The 17,106-nt window shown below is 66.2% G+C and carries 9 protein-coding genes; 1 reads left to right on the plus strand and 8 read right to left on the minus strand.

Features of this window, described 5'->3' with window-relative positions:
* Positions 1 to 18: 18 nt before the first annotated feature.
* The 8 genes from K9U40_RS02135 to K9U40_RS02170 all read right to left on the minus strand — a co-directional run bounded on the left by K9U40_RS02135 (position 19) and on the right by K9U40_RS02170 (position 16,075).
* Complete coding sequence (locus K9U40_RS02135; RefSeq protein WP_282888603.1) at positions 19 to 2,163, minus strand: ParB/RepB/Spo0J family partition protein; 2,145 nt, start codon at positions 2,161 to 2,163, stop codon at positions 19 to 21.
* Positions 2,164 to 2,323: 160 nt separating this feature from the next.
* The gene (locus K9U40_RS02140; RefSeq protein ID WP_282888604.1) at positions 2,324 to 3,292 is read right to left on the minus strand and encodes an ArdC family protein; all 969 of its coding nucleotides are present in this window, start codon (positions 3,290 to 3,292) and stop codon (positions 2,324 to 2,326) included.
* A gap of 395 nt (positions 3,293 to 3,687) precedes the next feature.
* Positions 3,688 to 6,840, minus strand: coding sequence for a helicase-related protein (locus K9U40_RS02145; protein ID WP_282888605.1), 3,153 nt, complete (start codon positions 6,838 to 6,840; stop codon positions 3,688 to 3,690).
* Positions 6,830 to 8,686, minus strand: a complete 1,857-nt coding sequence (locus K9U40_RS02150) for a phospholipase D family protein (protein WP_282888606.1) — start codon at positions 8,684 to 8,686, stop codon at positions 6,830 to 6,832. The genes K9U40_RS02145 and K9U40_RS02150 overlap by 11 nt, the downstream gene beginning before the upstream one ends.
* Complete coding sequence (locus K9U40_RS02155) at positions 8,676 to 9,854, minus strand: DUF6361 family protein (protein WP_282888607.1); 1,179 nt, start codon at positions 9,852 to 9,854, stop codon at positions 8,676 to 8,678. Before K9U40_RS02155 ends, K9U40_RS02150 begins: the two co-directional genes overlap by 11 nt.
* Before the next feature lie 4 nt (positions 9,855 to 9,858).
* On the minus strand, positions 9,859 to 13,257 hold the full coding sequence (locus tag K9U40_RS02160; protein WP_282888608.1) for a UvrD-helicase domain-containing protein: 3,399 nt from the start codon (positions 13,255 to 13,257) through the stop codon (positions 9,859 to 9,861).
* On the minus strand, positions 13,257 to 15,911 hold the full coding sequence (locus K9U40_RS02165) for a PD-(D/E)XK nuclease family protein (RefSeq protein WP_282888609.1): 2,655 nt from the start codon (positions 15,909 to 15,911) through the stop codon (positions 13,257 to 13,259). Before K9U40_RS02165 ends, K9U40_RS02160 begins: the two co-directional genes overlap by 1 nt.
* A 20-nt stretch (positions 15,912 to 15,931) precedes the next feature.
* Positions 15,932 to 16,075 carry a hypothetical protein gene (locus K9U40_RS02170; RefSeq protein ID WP_282888610.1) on the minus strand — a complete coding sequence of 48 codons (144 nt, stop codon included), beginning with the start codon at positions 16,073 to 16,075 and terminating at the stop codon, positions 15,932 to 15,934.
* Positions 16,076 to 16,203: 128 nt separating this feature from the next.
* Between K9U40_RS02170 and K9U40_RS02175 the strand changes: the two genes are divergently transcribed.
* The gene (locus tag K9U40_RS02175; RefSeq protein WP_282888611.1) at positions 16,204 to 17,088 is read left to right on the plus strand and encodes a WYL domain-containing protein; all 885 of its coding nucleotides are present in this window, start codon (positions 16,204 to 16,206) and stop codon (positions 17,086 to 17,088) included.
* Positions 17,089 to 17,106: the final 18 nt, after the last annotated feature.

The raw sequence follows: 17,106 nt of genomic DNA on the forward strand, positions 1-17,106 counted from the left end.
CGGTCCCGCCTGGATCGGCTACTCGGCTGCGATGGCCGGGAGCGGCTCGGTATCTTCGTCCGAAGGTTCCTCGTCGCCTGAGAGGAACGCCGGCAGATCCACGGACCTTGCCTCAGCTTCGGGTTCGGCCGGTTCGGAGGATATGTCCGTGTCGGCGAGCCGCAGCGGCTCGGGCAGCCACCGGGCGTCGGCGAGAAGTCGTTCGGCTTCCTTGGCCATTTCAGCTTTCTTCAGATGCTCGATGAGCTGCGCCGCCCGGTCTCCCGCGCCCTCACGCACGGCCTCGACGATGCGACGCTTCGGCACCCGGCCGAGATAACTGTCGACCGAAGGACGCCATCCGGCCTCCACCATGTCGAGACCAGTCGCCCGCGCGAGCCGGTCGGCCTGGGTGAGACGGCGTTCGAGCCCGTGCTGGGACACGCCGTTCCCGCCGTAGGGGTTCGGCTTCTCGTAAAGCGCGTTGACGCCGAAGCTCACGCAATGAGCGAGCAGCGCGAGTCGGCTCGCATCGTCGAGTGCCGACAGCCAGTCCCAGAGCGCCTGATCGCCCTGCGGAAAATCGGCCTTCCAGGCGTCGTGACGCTCCGCGATCGCGCATGCGGAGGGGCTGTCCTTGAGGTCGGCGGCCTGCGCGGGGAAGAAGACGTGTCGCACGGACGCTTCGAGGCATCCGCCGCCAGTGCTGGTGCGCTGGAATGTGTCGATGACGAGCTTGTGCAGCAGCGCCGTCAGCGCGATCTGTGGGTTGCTCGCCACGGCGTCGCGCAGCGCGAGCGTGCGATGGGCGGTCAGTTCGATCACCAGGCGCTCGGGCAACGGCTTGATCACGTCGTCCTCGTCGTCCTCGCTTTCGATCGGCTGCCCGCCGACCGTGATGACGGTGCGGGACGTGCCGCTCGGTCCGGGTTCGCCGGCTTGGGCGCTGGTGGCCGCCGTAGCGTCATCGGTCTCGTCATCGGGCAGGACGAGGGGCGCCTCGTCGTCCGGGCGAACATAGCCGCGGTCGACCACGAGCCTGCCGTCCGCGCCGATGCTCACGAAGACGCCAGCACGCGTGATATCGCAGGGATCAAAGATCACCGGCCGGGTGTCGAGCTCATCCAGCAGGGCCTCGATCTCGCCGAGCCGCGCATCGACATCGTCTGGCAATTCGTCCGCACCTTCATACTCGGCTTCGAGCCGCTGATACTCAGCGTTGAGCGCGTCGATCGTCGCCTGCTCGTCAGCCGATCGTTCGGCGGCGACACCCTCGATCTGGCGCAGACCGTGGGTGTGACCGTAGGGGAAGTCGGCAGCGACCTCGATCCACTTCCAACCTTCGGCCGCGATGGCCTTAGCCTCTGTCTTCAGCTTGGCGGCAACCAGGGTATCGAGCAGGGCGACATCGGCGAGCCAGCCGCCATCGTCCTGTTGGAAGAGATCGCGCAGGACCGTGCCGCCAGCGGCTTCATAGGCATCGAGCCCGACGAACATGGCGCGGCGGTCCGACGCGCGCACCGTCTTCTCGGTCAGCATGCGGCGGATCTGATAGGGCTCCTTGGACCAGGAGCCTGCGATCGTCTCCCAGACCTGTTCCTGCCTCGGATGGTCGGCGCTGACCGTGAAGGCCATCAGCTGCTCCAGCGTCATGCCGTCCTCGGCATAGACGTCGAGAAGCCTCGGCGAGACGCCGGCAAGGCGCAGACGCTGCTTCACCACATGAGCGGAAGTGAAGAAGGCCGCGGCAATGTCTTCCTCGGACTGGCCCTTGTCGCGCAGCGCCTGGAACGCCCGGAACTGATCGAGCGGGTGGAGCGGAGCACGCTGAAGGTTCTCTGCCAGGGAGTCGTCTTCGGCCAGAATCGGCGTCGCGGGATCGCGCACCACGCACGGCACTGCGGCTGTCTTGGCGAGGCGCTTCTGCTTCACCAGACGCTCGAGCGCCCGGTAGCGACGCCCACCGGCCGGGATCTCGTACAGGCCGGTCTCTGCGCCATCGGCATCGATGATAGGACGGACGTTGAGGCTCTGCAGGAGACCGCGGCGCGCGATGTCCTCGGCGAGTTCCTCGATAGACACACCGGCTTTGATGCGCCTGACGTTCGCCTGCGAGAGCGAGAGCTTGTTGAAGGGGATGTCGCGCGATGGCGAGAGGATGATCTTCTGAATGGCAGTGGCCATGACAGGTCTCCGCGACGGGCGGCCGGGAGCCTCTCTCCCGACCTCCAACCCGTCACGAAAATCGGCGCAGCCCTCTTCCTCTCATCGCTTCCGGATAGCCGGAACGCCGTAGAGCCGGAAAGACGGGACTGCGCCGATGCTTGGAGCGTATGCGAGTGGGTCATGCCGCCTGGCGTGCGGCCTCGGGGGTGGTGGCAATTGCCTGACCCGGTTCTCCGGCGTTTGGGGCGAAGGCCAGCAACCAGTCCGCTGCCTTGCTTGCCTGACTGGCTGCACGGACGATGGCGCGATTGTCCTCGCGCATGACCTCGGCCCAGGATCCGATGTAGTCGGCGTGGCGGACGGTCGGGGCGATGCCGAGGGCGGTGCAGCAGAAGGCCGAGGCGATCTCGGCAACCAGTTCCTCGAACGCGTATTTCTTGGAGCCGAACGATCCTGTGAGATCGCGTCCCAGCCGATGGGCCGCGCCGCTGGCATGGGCGCATTCATGTAGCGCCGTGCGATGCCAGTTGATGGGCTCGAAGAAGGCTTGGGGCGGCGGCACCATCACATAGTCAGGTGCCGGCGCGTAGTAGGCCCGGTCGCCGCCGATGCGAAAGTCGATCCCGCTGGCCCGGATCAGCGCGTCGACCGTGGGCTCGATCAGCCCAAGTTCGGGCGCCGGCACGGCGGCAACGAGGTCCTCAGGCAGGCCGGCACACTGAGCGACGTTGAAGACCGTGAAGCGCTTCAGGAACGGGATCGCCTGTGCCTCGTCGCCGGTCTCTCGCGCACGACGGCGTTCATCGTCCGGCACGAAGCGGTCGGCATAGACGACGGTGGTGCCGCGCTCGCCCTTGCGGACATTGCCGCCAAGCGACAGGGCCTGGCGGAAGGTCAGCCAGCCTTGGCTCGGGAAGCCGTGCGAGATCACCGCGCCCCAGAGGATCAGCACATTGATCCCCGAGTAGCCGCGCCCGGTTGCGGCGTTGGTCGGCATGGCGAGCGGCGCCTTGGCCGCGGCCGTCCCCCAGGGCTGGACCCAGGGCAACCGTCCGGCCTCCAGTTCGGCCAGGATCTTGCCGGTGATTTCGTCATACAGGCTCGTCCGGTCGGCGCTCGGCCGGCTGCGTGGATCACGTTTCGACATCGCGGGTCTCCGCGACGGGCGCCGGAAGCCTCTCTCCCAGCCTTCAACCCGTCACGGCACAGCCAGCCTGCACTCTCACTCTCGGGGTCGTTGCGGGGAGCTTTCCGCAGAAGGGGTCGGCTGAGAAATAGCTCAGCAGCAGGGGAAGGCTTTTCCCTCGGTTCCCATATCACGCCGCTGACGAAACCAATCGGCGGGGTGTTGACTACAAATCTGCCGACCCTTCGGATGGCCTCAGGATCACCGGTCTTGAAGAAAATGTGGTTTCCGAAGCGCCGACCCAATGACGCGAGAGGGGCTTCAGACGTGCATCACCGCGTTCATGAAGCAGCTAAGGCGGCATGGCGCGGAAATCGGTGGATAATGTGTGATTGTCGACAGCCGCTTCTGCTCGGCTATCTTCCTGACTTATCAGAAAGCTCGGGCTCGAGGCGGATTTGCAAGTCGCTGAGCAGACTGGCTTCCATGCCCTCGCCCGCCAGATTTTGCAGGTAGTCAAGTAGATCATCCTGGCGTGGCTGTCCGAATGCCAGACGATAAACGGTGAGACTGCGTTTCAGCCAGGCTAGACGCGAAACCTCCCGACTGAACGGCAACATCGGCACTCGCCGTTCGATCCGCACGGAACCTTCGTAGATCCAGTATGGGATGATATCGCTGTCGATCGGCGCTTCAGATCGCGCGCGTTCAAACATCAGCTTCCACGGATCGTCAGGAGCTTTCCCACTTCCCCGGACCACAGCAGCTTGGCGCTCGGCGAGGTTGAGGCGCACCGCGTGGCCTTTGAAGCGGTGTACGCGGCCTTCGCGCTGTTCGAGGTCCACCGGGTTGCCCGGCAGGTTCCAGTGATAGACGCGATAGCAGTAGGGATGGAAATCCAGCCCTTCCTGGCCGACCGACGTGGTGGCGAGAACAAACGGCCGGAACGGTGAGTTGAACGCATCGCGCACGCCTCCGAGCCGCGCGACGGCGCCGTCTTCGTCCTTGTAGTCGGCGAGCCGCATCGCGAAGCGTCCGCGCATCTGGAATTTGCTGATGGCGAGGGCCTCTCCATCGACATGCACGTCATCGACGTCGATCTGTGACGGGCGGATTGCCAGGGCCTGGGCCATGGCGCGAGCGACACCGATTGCGCGCTCATCGGCCGGACGGGCGCCAAGACCTTCGGCGTCGACGAGGTAGTGGGCGTATTCGTCAAGGACGGCCTGAAGATTGTGCTGGGCGCAATAGACCAGCACGCGGCGCCAGTAGTGATCGTCGGTATCCCGCCGCAGCAGGGCGACCGCGTCGTGCTGATTGAACAGCGTGCGGAACGACCAGGCGACTTCGGCGGCGGCGCTGAGCATGCGCGGGTCGTCCCAAGCCAACTCGGGAGCGATCCGTTTGAGAGCGCGAAGCGCGCATATGGCCGGACTGCCGAGCGCGACGTCAACCAGCAGATCCGATAGATCAGCGGACGTAGCGCCAATGTCGCGCGTCTTCACCGCTGTGGCCAGTTCGGCGACATGATCGTGGAAGGCGTCTTCGCGCGCCAGCGCGCGCATGCCGTGGGGCATCTCCAGCCACGCGCGGGACCGCACGCCCAGCAGGTCATCGATCACGGCAGGGGCGGCCCACTCGGCGCTGTTCGCGTCTTGATGCGATACCGCTCCCTCCTGCAAAGCACCGATGGCTGGCTTGAGGCGGTCGCCGACAGCGGCGCGCATTCCCTCCAGCGACAAGGCGGTCTCGGTTTCGCTGAACACTGCCAGCGGATCGGCCAGTTCGGCCAGAGATGGCGAAGGATAGATCAGCAGCAGCGCGCGCAGACCCGCGAGCCGACCGTGATCCTGCCGAAACTGCAAGGGGCGCAGGCGATGCTGCTCGAAATAGCGTCGGCCGGATTCGCCGACACCCATTCGCCGTTCGGCTTCGTAGGACAGGAGGGCTGCGACCGCGTCGGGCACCATGGACCAGGACGAAAATATCAGCGCCTTGGTCAGCGGCGCCCCGGATCTCGGGTCGCCGTAGTAGGGCATAGCGGCAGGCAGCCAGAGATTTTGTTCGAGGTGCAGGCCGAAGATGTCGTCCATGATCGCGCGCATACGGCCATTGGCAGGGTCCAGCGGCGCGTAGGCGTCGATGGCGTCGTGATCGAGCATGGCCGGTCGAGCCGCCTGGATTGCGGTGCGGAGCGCGGCCGAAGGAGCGTTGGCCTGGTCTTCCAGCAGCCGTTTCAGGCTGTAGTGGCGCATGAAGTTGAGCAGGTAGGGCGAGGATTTCCAGTATTCGATGATCTCGGGGGCATCGAGCGTGCGCGCCACCTGGGAAACGGCCGATGCCTGCGCGAGGTCGGCGGGCGCGACCGAGACTGTGACGGCGGGCTCGCTCATCATGGAGTCGCGCTCGACCGTGGACGCGACCCGTTCGGTTCGCGCGATCACCCGGCGCAGGCGCCGTTCGATGGTCTGGCGGGTCTCGACCGCTGAGGCGTGTGACTGCGGCAGGGCATGCAGGAGACCACGGAAGGCGCGCATTTCTCGCGCCAGCGTGGCCGTAACCTCCGGCCCCTTTTCCCGGCCGTAGAGGAAACTCAGTGTCTCCAGGAAGTCCTGATAGTGATCGCCTTCGTCTGGCTCGTCGCCGGCGAGCGTGAGCATCCGATAGGGCGTGGCGGAGAGAAGCAGGGTGCGGGCGGCGTGCCCGTCGCCTCCTGAATAGTCGAACAGTTCGCGCGCGAGGATTGCCGCGTCGCTGTCGCCGTGCAGCAGATCCCGAAACCGCTGGAACTCGTCCATGATGATGAGGTCGGGTTGCAGCGCGTCCACGCAGGCATGGGACAGTTTGGCGCGGAGTCGGGCGACCAGGCTGTTGCGGGGCTGTGTCATCTCCGGGGGATAGGCGTCCCGGCGGCGCGGGAAGAGTTCGCAAACCCGTTCGAGTTCCTCGAAGAGGTCGCGATCCGCCTGCACGTCGCGGCGGAAGCGCTCGATGATACGCTTGTCGACGCCTTCGAGGGTGAGATTGTCCACGGCGCGGTTCCAGCCGTCGATGCCGGCTGTGACCTGCAACAGGTTGTGCAGGCCCCGCGGGCGCGTCACGAGATCGCGCAGGAGATGGCACAGCAGAGCGCGTTCCTGGGTCACGCCCGTCGCGGAGCGCAGATCGAAGGTCGTGCCCGGCGTCAGGCTGATGAAGTTCACCTTGTTGGCGTCGAGGCCCACCTGGTCGCGCAGTTGCAGGGGAACGAGGGTCATGCGGGTTGGCAAGGCCAGCTCGCGCCGCCCAAGGACGTTCAAGCGGTTGAGGTTCTGGGCGGCGATCGCCTGGTTCGAGCAGATGTAGAGGATGTCGATCCGTTTGGTGGTGTCCCACAGGTGCTCGATCATGCGGGCGATGACCCCGCGCGCCACCATCGTTTTACCAAGGCCGACTTCGTCGGCGACCAGGAACTGGCGGACTGGATCGTCCTGGCCATAGAGCCGATCGAAGACATAATCGACGGTGCGCCGCTGAAATGCCTTGAGAGGAGCGAGCGCCGCATCGGCGCGGAACCGTTTATTCGGCATGCGCGGCATCCTGGGTGGCGAGCGCAATTCGGAAGGTGTTCCAGAGCGCGCGGAACTCAGCCGGAATCAGATCGGTATCGACGCCGTCGCCGGCTTCTAGGCGCGCGATCAGCCGTTCGATGGCGCGGAGCTGGTCGCCGCCCCGGCAGAAGGCCCGAACCATCTCCTCGAGGATCGGCGCGTCATCGCTTGCCACGCGCCAGGCGCCCTGACCCGCACCGTCCTGCGCTGCAAGGGCCGCTGCGAAGGGATCGCCCAATTCGGAGAGGAGCAGACGGAGATAGCGGAAGAAGGCGTCCTTGCTGTCGATCACCCAGCGCAGGATGGCTGCGTGACGCTCGGCCGGCAGTCCCTCCATCATGAGCCCGGTGCTGAACAGGATCGAGACGTCTTCCGTCTCGTCCGTCAGGTGACAAGCGAGGAAGCGCGTGAGGTCGACCAAGGGCATTGCGCCAAGGTCGGCGGGTTGTCCCTGCCGAAGCGGCTCCAGCACATCGCGTGCATGCCCTTCGCCCCGCGTGATCGGCCAAACACGCAAGACGCCGACCCCGGCAAGCGGAAGCGGTTCGGACGGGACCAGCCAGACCTGCCAGACTGGCGAGCCATCGGCGGCGGGCTCGCCACGCTCGCAACAGAGCTTGAGGCCGCTGCGGCAAATCTCGCGCCGGGCCTGGTCCAAACGCGCCTCGGCGGCTCGTTGTGCGGCATCGGCGGCGCTCGTCTCGTCGCGGACGAACGGCCGCGTCAGCCGGCCGAATCCTTTGTCGCCAAGGATTTCCTCGACGCTTCCGACCTGCGACCGCTTGCCGGTCAGGGTCGTGAAGATCTCGACATTGCTGCCGGTCAGCAGCGCCGGCCGGGTGGCGTTTCCTGAGCCGACGGTGATCGCGGTGTCCCAGCCGCGCTCGGCGATGAACGCCTTGGCGTGGAGCCCTTGCAGGGCCGTCGCGTCCTCCTCTTCGCCATCTTCCGTGGCAGCCATCTCGTCGAGCACGGCCACGCGGGCAAAGCCATCCAACGTGACGCCGGGCACCTGAGCGAGTTCGTCGGATCGCCCGATGAAAATGGGCTTTTCGGCGCTGGCTAGGCCAGCGAGCATCGACAGGGTCTGATCGTCGCAGAACGGTGACACCACGCCCAGCCGAGCGCAGGGTTCCGGGCGCCATGGCTTGCCGCCGAGGCCGTTGACCGCGAAGGAGACACTCTGGAACGGCTCGGGTAGACTCCATTCGGCGCGCCGCATGTCTTCGGCCAGTTCATCGACGAGAGTCTTCGTTCCGTCGGGAGCACCGGCGGTCGCGAGGTTCGGGAGCTGGCGAAGGAAGTCGGCGACCGGGCGGTTGACGGCTTTGGGCTGCTTGGTGATCACGCCGTCGAGGGTGGCGGCAATATCCCAGGAGCGGTCGCGCGTCAGGTTTCGGGAGAGGATGAGCAGGCGCAGGCGCGCCGGGTCTTCGGGCCGAAGCGGCGTGAAGCGTAGCGCCCACATCTTGGGATGGAAGGCCCCGCCTTGAGGGGCGGCGACCTCGACGATGATGCGTTCGAGCAAAGAGCAAAGGCGAGAATGCGGCCGGGCGCTCGCCTGGATATGGCCGGCGTCGGTAAAGACGACGAGGCGGCCGGCGATGCGCTCGGCCCCTTCCAGCAGCGCCAGAGGGTGAGAGAGAATGTCGTCGCGGTTCTCGGCGGCGAAGAGCGCCAGACTGACCGGCACGGCGAGCGTGGTCTCGAAGTCGAGCGAGAAGGTCGTAGCGACCGCCGCGTCGAAGACGTAGCCCGCCGGTGGCTGAAGATTGGCACCGTAGAGCGTTCGCTGTTCGGGATCGAGGCTGCGCCTATTCAGCATGGGCGAGGTCCCGCAGGTGGGATTTGGCTTGCGCCCAGCGGAAGCTGAGGCGGTCGGCGCCCGATGCGCCGGTCCAGCGGTCGCGGACAGCGTGATTGGCGTAGCGGGACTGGCTGGTCTTGAGCCGGCGTTCTCGCTCCTCGACGAGATGCCGCGCCGTGGGTGCTGATAGCACCTGCTCCGTCCCGGCAAGAACCAGCTCACGCCACTCGGTCACGAAGCGCTTGGCGGCCGGTCGGACGGCGTGCGCCGGGTGCTCCACGACGCTCCAGAAATCATCGAGCGACCACGCGCGGACGGCGCTAGCATCGAGTTCGTCGCTCCAGGCGTCAAGCCGACCGCGATAGTTGTCGATCCAGTCGTCGCGCTGGCGCAGTTCACTGAGCGCGAGGTTGTAGAGCAACGCTGCGCCGTGCATCACATGGGAGAAGATTTCCCCATGCTGGACTAGGCGGCGCGCGGCAGGTGGAAACGCCGACAGATGGGGATGCGTCCAGATATAGTCGCAGTCCGCGTCGCTTCCTTCGCGCGCGAGCATCGTGAGTAGCGCGGTGGGCTGGCTGGCGACCAGGCGATCGATCAGGAATTGCGCCTCGTCCGTGGTCAGGCGGAAGATGGCGCGTTCGAGCAGGTCGCCGGGCATCTGCGGCAAGGCCGGATTCCAGACGGCGGGCGCCTGCGCGCCGGCCAGGGCGTCTTCGCCGCCGGATGCGCCGCGCGAACGGCCACGGCCCCGTAAGGTGACGAACAAGCTGTCGAGCGAGCCGGGAAAGACCCGGATGCCCCACGCGCCGAGCCCGGCCCAATAGACGGAACTCGGCAGCCGCTGGAGCCGCGGTCCCGCATCGCGGCCGATAATGCCGTTGGACTCGCCGCCGGCTTTCAAGGCGTCGGCAAGCCGGATTTCGGTGTCGCGCGCCTCGGCGCGGAGCTGCGCTTCGGGGACTTCGCGTTTCTCCAGCGCCCGATAGAGCCAGGGGATGAACAGCATGTATCGCAGGCGCGTCTGGATCGTGCTCGTACCCGGAAAGAGGTGATCGGCGATGGAATCGCGGATCGCCCCCAGCCCCAGCTCGTCGCGGGTCTCGCGCTCCTGAAAGAGCGCCATGATGCGTTGCGCACGCTGCCGCTCAGCTTCATCGAAATCGATCCAGGCAAGAGATGACATGGGCTCAGGCTGCCTCGCTCTCGGTCGGCTTCGTCGGCAGGACGGGAATGACGGAACCGGAGGTCATCAGCACGATCAGTCCGCGCTCGGCGCCGGTCATGTCGAGATAGGCTCGCACCTGCGCGCGATAGTGATCGAGTGTCCCCGGCGCCGGCGTCACATCGCTCTTCCAGTCAACAACGACGGCGGGGCGGCCCTCGGTCGTAAGGGTCAGGGCGTCGGCGATCCCGGCCTTTGCGGTTTCCACGCCGTCGGCTGCCTGCGCAGAATAAACGGGAAATTCCGCCAGCAGACCCGGTCGCAGGGCCGCGATGTCGGGCAGGGCCAGCGTCCGCACGACACATTCAGCTAGTTCATCAGCCGACAGTCCCGTCGCCGGGTCGGCGACCGGAGACTGACCGAGAGCACGGATAAGGTCGGCTGCTCGCTCGATTAGGGCAGCCTCCGTCTCTGGGGTTTCGCCGGTCAGTACCTCTTCCATGAGCTTATGGAGGATCAGCCCGCGTTCGCGGCCGCCCTGCACGAGAACCGCGGCTTCTAGTTCGGGAGGCTGCTCGTCGGCCGCCCCCGTCCAGAGCGCGGCTTCTTCTTCTCGCAACACGGTCCCGGCGGTGCTTTCATCGCGACTGGGCGCAAGCCAGGTCAACCGCGTCTGCGCGGCCGCGATGGCTTCGGCTTCGGCGGCGAAGCTGGCGCGCGTCTGCATGTTGCCCGCGCCTGCACCTCCGGCCGTGATGCCGGCAGGCAGGTGAGAGACGTCCAGGCCTGGCAGGCCGGCGAGCGACAGATCGACGAGACCGATCCAGGCCGATTTCGACGGCGTGACGTCGAGCCGGGGAAGGACGAGGAGTTCGCGAGCGCGGGTGGCCGCGACATACCAGAGCCGGATGCGTTCGCGGTCCAGCTCCTCCTTTTCCGCCTGACGCGCGGTTTCGTAGCCTTCGGGCGCGACGCCGAGGACCGGGCAATAGAAGGTCTCGCGCTGGCGGTCGATGACGGCGCTGTCGGGCGCCATGACGCTGGTCATGGTGTTGACCGGAATGACGATCGGCCATTCCAGCCCCTTGGCAGCGTGCATGGTGAAGAGCGCCACCGCTTCTTCCTGCGCGTCGGGCCGTCCCTCGACAGCACGGGCCTCGTCAGACCACGCAGCTGCCATCGCCTCGGCAAAGGCGCGCAGGCCGCGCACTGCGTAACCAGTCGACAGGCTGAGATAGAGATCGACATTGGCGAGTGCGCGCTCGGCCTGGCCGCGATGACGTTCAAGGAGGAGCGGACGGACGCGCATCACGTCCACGGCCTGCGAGAGCAGTGCATGCGGCGTCGTGCTGTTGCTGCGCCGGGAGAGCGATTGCAGCCGCTCAATGATCTCGCGCGCGAGCGGGTGGGCGATGACGGCCGGATCGATGCTGAGATCCAGGCGCGGAATCCGATCCGGCTCTTCCTCCGAACGTGGAAGCGCCCAGATGATATCCAGCAATTCTTCTTCAGTAAGGCCGACCAGAGGCCCGCGCAGCAGCGCGCCGAGCGCCAGCGTGTCACGGCGATCAGCCAGAACACGGGTCAACGCGATCAGATCCTGGATCTCCTGGCGGCGGAACAGCCCCTTGCCGGCCTGCGTTGCCACGGGGATACCGCGACGCTCCAATGCCTCCTCGTAGCGCCACAGCTCTGCACCGGTCGGCGCCAGCAAGGCAATGTCGCCCGGTTGGCAGGGACGCTCCATGCCGCTGCGACGGTCAATGATGGGGTGGCTTTCGATCAGCCGGGCGCACAGCTCGGCGATGGCATCGGCCTCGGCATCGCGCTGCTGTTCGGCGCTGGCCTTGCCGTTTTCGTCAGCCACGGCGATGTCGAGGGCCGCCACGCACAGGCCGTCGCGATCGTCATGGAACGGGTCGAGAGCGGTGAAACCCGGCTGTCCATCGTCGGAGAGCACGGCTTCGAAGCGCTCGTTGACGAAGGTAAGGATAGAGGCGCAGGAACGGAAGTTGGTAGAGATCGACAGGAGGCTGCCGGGGTCCTGGGCGCGGAATGCGTCGCGCGCCTGCACATAGGCGCCGACATCGGCGCCCCGGAAGCGATAGATCGCCTGCTTGGGGTCGCCCACCAGGAAGAGCGCGCCCGGCCGGATGGTGAAGCGGGTCCAGTCGTCATCGCCATCTGCCGGTTCGCCGCACAGCCGCCAGAAGATTTCGGTTTGCAGGGGATCGGTGTCCTGGAATTCGTCGACGAGGACATGGGCAAAACGCTGTCCCAGTGCCCGGCGCACGGCATCATGGTCGCGCAGCAAGTCGCGCGCGGCAAAAATCAGGTCGTCAAAATCGAGCTGGGCGCTGGCGCGCTTGTGGTCGCGATAGCGTTGCAGGATCGGGCGCGCTTCATCGATCAGCGCCGCCAGAGCGTGGCCGGCGGCGGACTGCACCAACGCGACCCAAGCATCGCAGCAGGCGGTGTAGTGGGTCTCGGCACCGTCGTTCAGCCGGTCGCCATCGGCCTTGGAGAGACCGGCCTGCTTGGCGGCAGCGGCCCATTTGCCCTTCTTGCGATAGGAGGCAAAGGCCCCGGCCTTGGTGCAAAGGTCCGGATGTGGCCGCAAGGTCAGGAGGTGGACGAGGCGCGCAGGCGTTGCGGGATCGGGACCGTTGGCCAAGGCGGTCGCCATCTCGGCCAGCCGCTCGACGATCGTCACCGTTTCCGGCTCGGCCGTCGCCAAACCATCCATGAAGCCTTCGAAATCCGCAGCGGCCTGCCGGAACGCCGTCAGGTGGCCCTCAATCGGGGAAACAGTCGGAGCCGAGAGCGTTGGGCGGCGGCGCAGATTTTCGGCGATCTTATGGATGAGCGCCACGGTTTCGCCGGGGCTGTGCAGCACCATCTCGGCCAGGATGCCTTCCTGGCCGCCGGACAGGCGTTCGCGCAGCCAGCCATCGACAATCTCTAGGAAGGTAAGATCGGCCTGGTTGCGATCCATGACCCCTGCGCCGGGATCAATGTTGGCCTCCGCCGGATAGGGCTTGATGAGGCGCTGGCAGAAGCCATGGATTGTCGAGCAGGTGATTTCGTCGATCGCCGCGCTGGCGGCGGCTAGATTGCTTCGATGGGCCTGGGTCAGCCCATTGGGGAACGCCACGCGCAGATCGGTCGCGATCGCGCCGGCCGAGAGGTCGGCGACGAACTCGCGGACGCGCGACAGCAGCTCGCTCGCAGCGAGTTCGGTGAAGGTGACGGCGGCGATGGAACGCGGCGCGACGCCTTCGGCCAGCATCGCGGCGATGCGGCCGGCCATGACGGCGGTCTTGCCCGAACCCGCGCCGGCCTCGACCAGTATCGAGCGATCATGCAGGCTGATCGCATCGCGGCGCGCGCCGTCGTCCTTCAGCACTTTGGACACGCTGCTCATCATTCCGCCTCCCAGACCCGAGCGACTTCGCCAAGCCGCTCCGTGGCTGCCGTCATTTTGCGTTTGCAATAGGTGGCGCTGGCGTTGGCCGGCAGGGCGAAGGCGAGGTCGTCATAGTCGCCGCCGGTGTCCGGGCCAGGCAGGGCCGCGCCTCTGGCGAGACTCGACCGTGCCGCGCGCAGATAGCCTTTGATCTCCGCCAGAACGGCTTCGGGATCGTCGAGCTGAAGATCCACCGGCTCGCGGGGGTAGAGCAGCGAGGCGCTGATGGCGACATCCTCGCCGAGCAGCGCCTTTACCGCGAAGGCATACAGACAGCGCTGAAGCTCGCGTCCGCCATTGAGGCGGATGTCGCCGCGTGGCGGCCGCCCGGTCTTGTAGTCCCGCACAAGCGCGCGCTTGCCGTCGCCTGAGATGTCGAGCCGGTCGATGTAGCCAGCGATCTTGAAGCCCGTGTCCGGGATCGTGACCGGCGCGCTTGTATCCCAAGGCGTTTTTGCGTCGGATTTTGGCTCCGAGCCGCCGAAGGGAACCTCTCCGTAGGAGCGTGCGCCCGGCAGGACTTCATCACCATATGACAAGGCGCGGCCCGCCATAACGCGAGCGTCGTCGAGCGTGCGGCTCCAGATGACGGCCGGCGGAACCGGTCGCTCGCTTTCCCAATCGGCGGCGACGGCTTGCGCGGCCCGCGCCACCGCGACCTCGATGGTCTCGGCGTCGGCGGAGGCGAGACCGTCTCCGGTTTCGAGGTCGCGCAAGGCGCGGTCGAGAACCAAATGAACGAGATCGCCGATCCCGAGCGCGTCGAGCACGAGCGGTTCGGCGCTGCTCTGCGGTTCGCGCCATCCGAATGCATAGACCCACACGAAACTCAGCGGATTGCGTAGCAGGCGGCGCAGCGAGCTGGCCGACTGGGTGCGGCCGAGGATGGCGAGAACGAGCGGATGATCTGCCCGCACCAGCCCGTCATGGGGAGTAATCTCGGCTCGCAGCCAGTCGCGCCAGCAGCCCTGCGCACCGACCGCTTGCGGATCGGCTGCGAACTCCTGGGGCCGGGCCATGAGGCGGTCTGTTTCGCTAAAGGCGTGCGCCGGCGTCGCGTTGCGGCGCAGATAGGTTTCGTCGCCACGCCCGGCGAGCAGAGGGCTGCGACCCAGGAGACGCCCGTCGCTGTCGCGCCGGGCGCGCGACAGAACGACGGTGTCGGCCGTTGTGGCGAGGATCGTCTCGAAGTCGCGGCGGTCGGCGAGGTTGACCGGCAGCGGGTCGAGCACCGGAGTCGGGATGATGTGGTCCGGGATCAGCCGGTCTTCGGCGATCCCCCGCGGCCAGCGCGAGGAATTAAGCCCGAGGAGCCGCACGAAGCGGCGGGGCGACGCCGCGAGCGCGCTGGCGGGCATCCAGGCAACGCAGACACATGCTTCCAGTCCGTCGTCCTGCTTCAGGGTTTCCAGCGTGGCGTCGATCGAAGCGGCGGGGCCACCGAGCAGAGCCTTGCGCCAGATCGCGAGCGCGCGGCCCGTAAGGAAGGCTTCTCCGATCTCGCTGGCGGCCTCCGATCCTTTCACAAGGGTCTCGACCGCCGTGCGCAGCGCCGGAACATGGTCGGCGCCGTCGGGCCAGTCTTCCGGCGTCAGCCGGGCCAGCAGCTGGTTCCAGGCGCTCGGCGTCGAGAGCGGCGCATCTGTCGGCAGCACCCGCAGCCAGCCTTCGGGCAGGGTCTCGAACGGCCCGCTGTCCCGGCAGAGCGCCGCGAGGCGGCGCAGCCGCGACTGCGACAGACCGCGAACCACGATGTCAGCCAACGCCGCAGCCGCCTGACCCTCGCGGGTGGCGACGGTGCGGATGCCATGGACGAAGTGAAAGTCGATGTTGGCGTCGGCGCGCAGGGCCAGGAAATAATCATCATAGTCGGCGGGCGAGGCGGTTGCGATGGCGATCTCCGAAGCCGGGACGCCCGACGCGAGCAGGCTGCGCGCCCAGCGCATCGCCTCAATGGCCTCGTGATAGGCCGTCGCTGCGCTGGCGGCACTGATTCCCGGCGCATGCGCCGGTGCGCGCGCGACTGTGACTCCGGTGCCCTCCAGCCATGCGGGAACGCTCCTCGGGCCGGCCGTCCATCGCACGGGGATATGGGCGGTGAGTGCCTGGAGCAGCGGCCGCCAACAGGGCGAGAGTTCGGTAAGGCCGACGATCTCCAACGGGCCTAGGACTGCCGGGGCATGACCGATACGGGCGGTTGCGGCGGTAGCGATGTCGAGAGGCCGCATCATGCCGGGCGGAAGCTGGTCGAGGACGGCCGCTTCCAGGCGCGCGATGGCGGCGAGACGCGGATGATCGGCCGCGCATGCGGCAAGATCGATGCCCGCGCGCCAGGCTTTGTGGAGCGTGTCGGCCGCCGCGTCGATCATGCCGGGCAGAGCCTTGATGCTCTCCAGCTCACCTATCGGCGTGGCAGGCAAGGCCGCCTGGATGGCCGCACGCAGGCTCTCGTCGTCGATAGGACGAGCGAAGCCTCCAGCTAGCCGGACAGCGGCCTGTTCAAACGACATGATCTGGAGGCCGTGACGACGATCCCGGCCAGCCGCCAGCCGGTGCTCCCGCATGGCGAGACGGCCGTGAACGACCAGGGTAGAACGATTTGCGACTGCCATGACCGCTCTCCTCCCAGAGATCACTTACGGTTCGAGCGCTGCGTCAGCGCCGAGGCTGCGGCAGTCTTGGCGGCCTTGCTGCTCTTCGGGTCGCGCAGAACTTTCGCTGCTGCGCTGGCCGCCCGCTTGCCGGTGACCTCGCCATTGGATCTGCGTTTTGGCATCGCTTGCTCCCGAAATTTGGGCCTCATTGACCATTGACCAGCCGCCCTGATGGGACTAATAATTACACGCATCAGGCGCCAGTGTCCATATAGTTTTGATGCCCATGTTCGGGCGGAGATGGAATGCGATGAAAGTGACCGCAGCGGCGTTGAAGTGGGGGGTGGAGCGCCGTCTCGAGTTCGTCGAGTTCCGGTTGTTCTGGGAAGGGTCGATCAATCGTGCCGACCTCGTGGAATTTTTTGGCGTGTCAGTGCCCCAGGCGTCGAAGGACCTGGCCCTCTATCAAGAGCGCGCGCCGGGAAACATGGACTACGATACGCGGGAGAAGCGTTATGTAGCGGCAGACAAGTTCGTCCTGCGTTTTCTTGAACCCGATCCGTATGTCTATCTTGCGCAGCTTCGGTCAGTCGCCGAAGGCGCGGTGCCGACCCACGATTCTTGGATCTCCACGCTGCCGAATGCGGATGTGGCGCTGACCCCAAAACGGGACATCGACATCCAGGTCTTGCGCCTTGTGCTCGACGCAGTGCGCGAGAGCGGATCGGTGGAAATCTTCTATCAGTCGATGAACAAGGTTCGGCCAGATCCCATCTGGCGTCGAATTACACCGCATGCCTTCGGTTTTGACGGCTTCCGATGGCACGTGCGCGCCTATTGCCACCTCGAGAACAGGTTCAAGGACTTCCTGCTCCCACGGATCCTCGAGGTGCGGGGTAAGGGCAAGCCCGGGGCGACCGGCGAGCAAGATTGGCTCTGGAACAACTTCTTCGATGTAGTCATTGGACCCCATCCGGATTTAACGGAAAGTCAGAAGAAGGTGGTCGCCAAGGATTATGGGCTGGACCAGGGCAATGGTGTGCTGTCCGTTCGGTATGCGATGCTTTTCTATGTTCTGAAGCGACTTGGCCTGCTCGGCGATGCGGCCAAGCAGAGTGCTCGCACACAGCATATTGTCGCGCTAAACCGCAAGGAAACCGAGGCTGCGCTGAACAAGGCGGAGCTTCTGATATGACGATATTGTGGGGGAGCG

The sequence above is a fragment of the Xanthobacter autotrophicus genome (genome assembly GCF_030015065.1).
In the GTDB taxonomy this organism is placed as follows: domain Bacteria; phylum Pseudomonadota; class Alphaproteobacteria; order Rhizobiales; family Xanthobacteraceae; genus Xanthobacter; species Xanthobacter autotrophicus_D.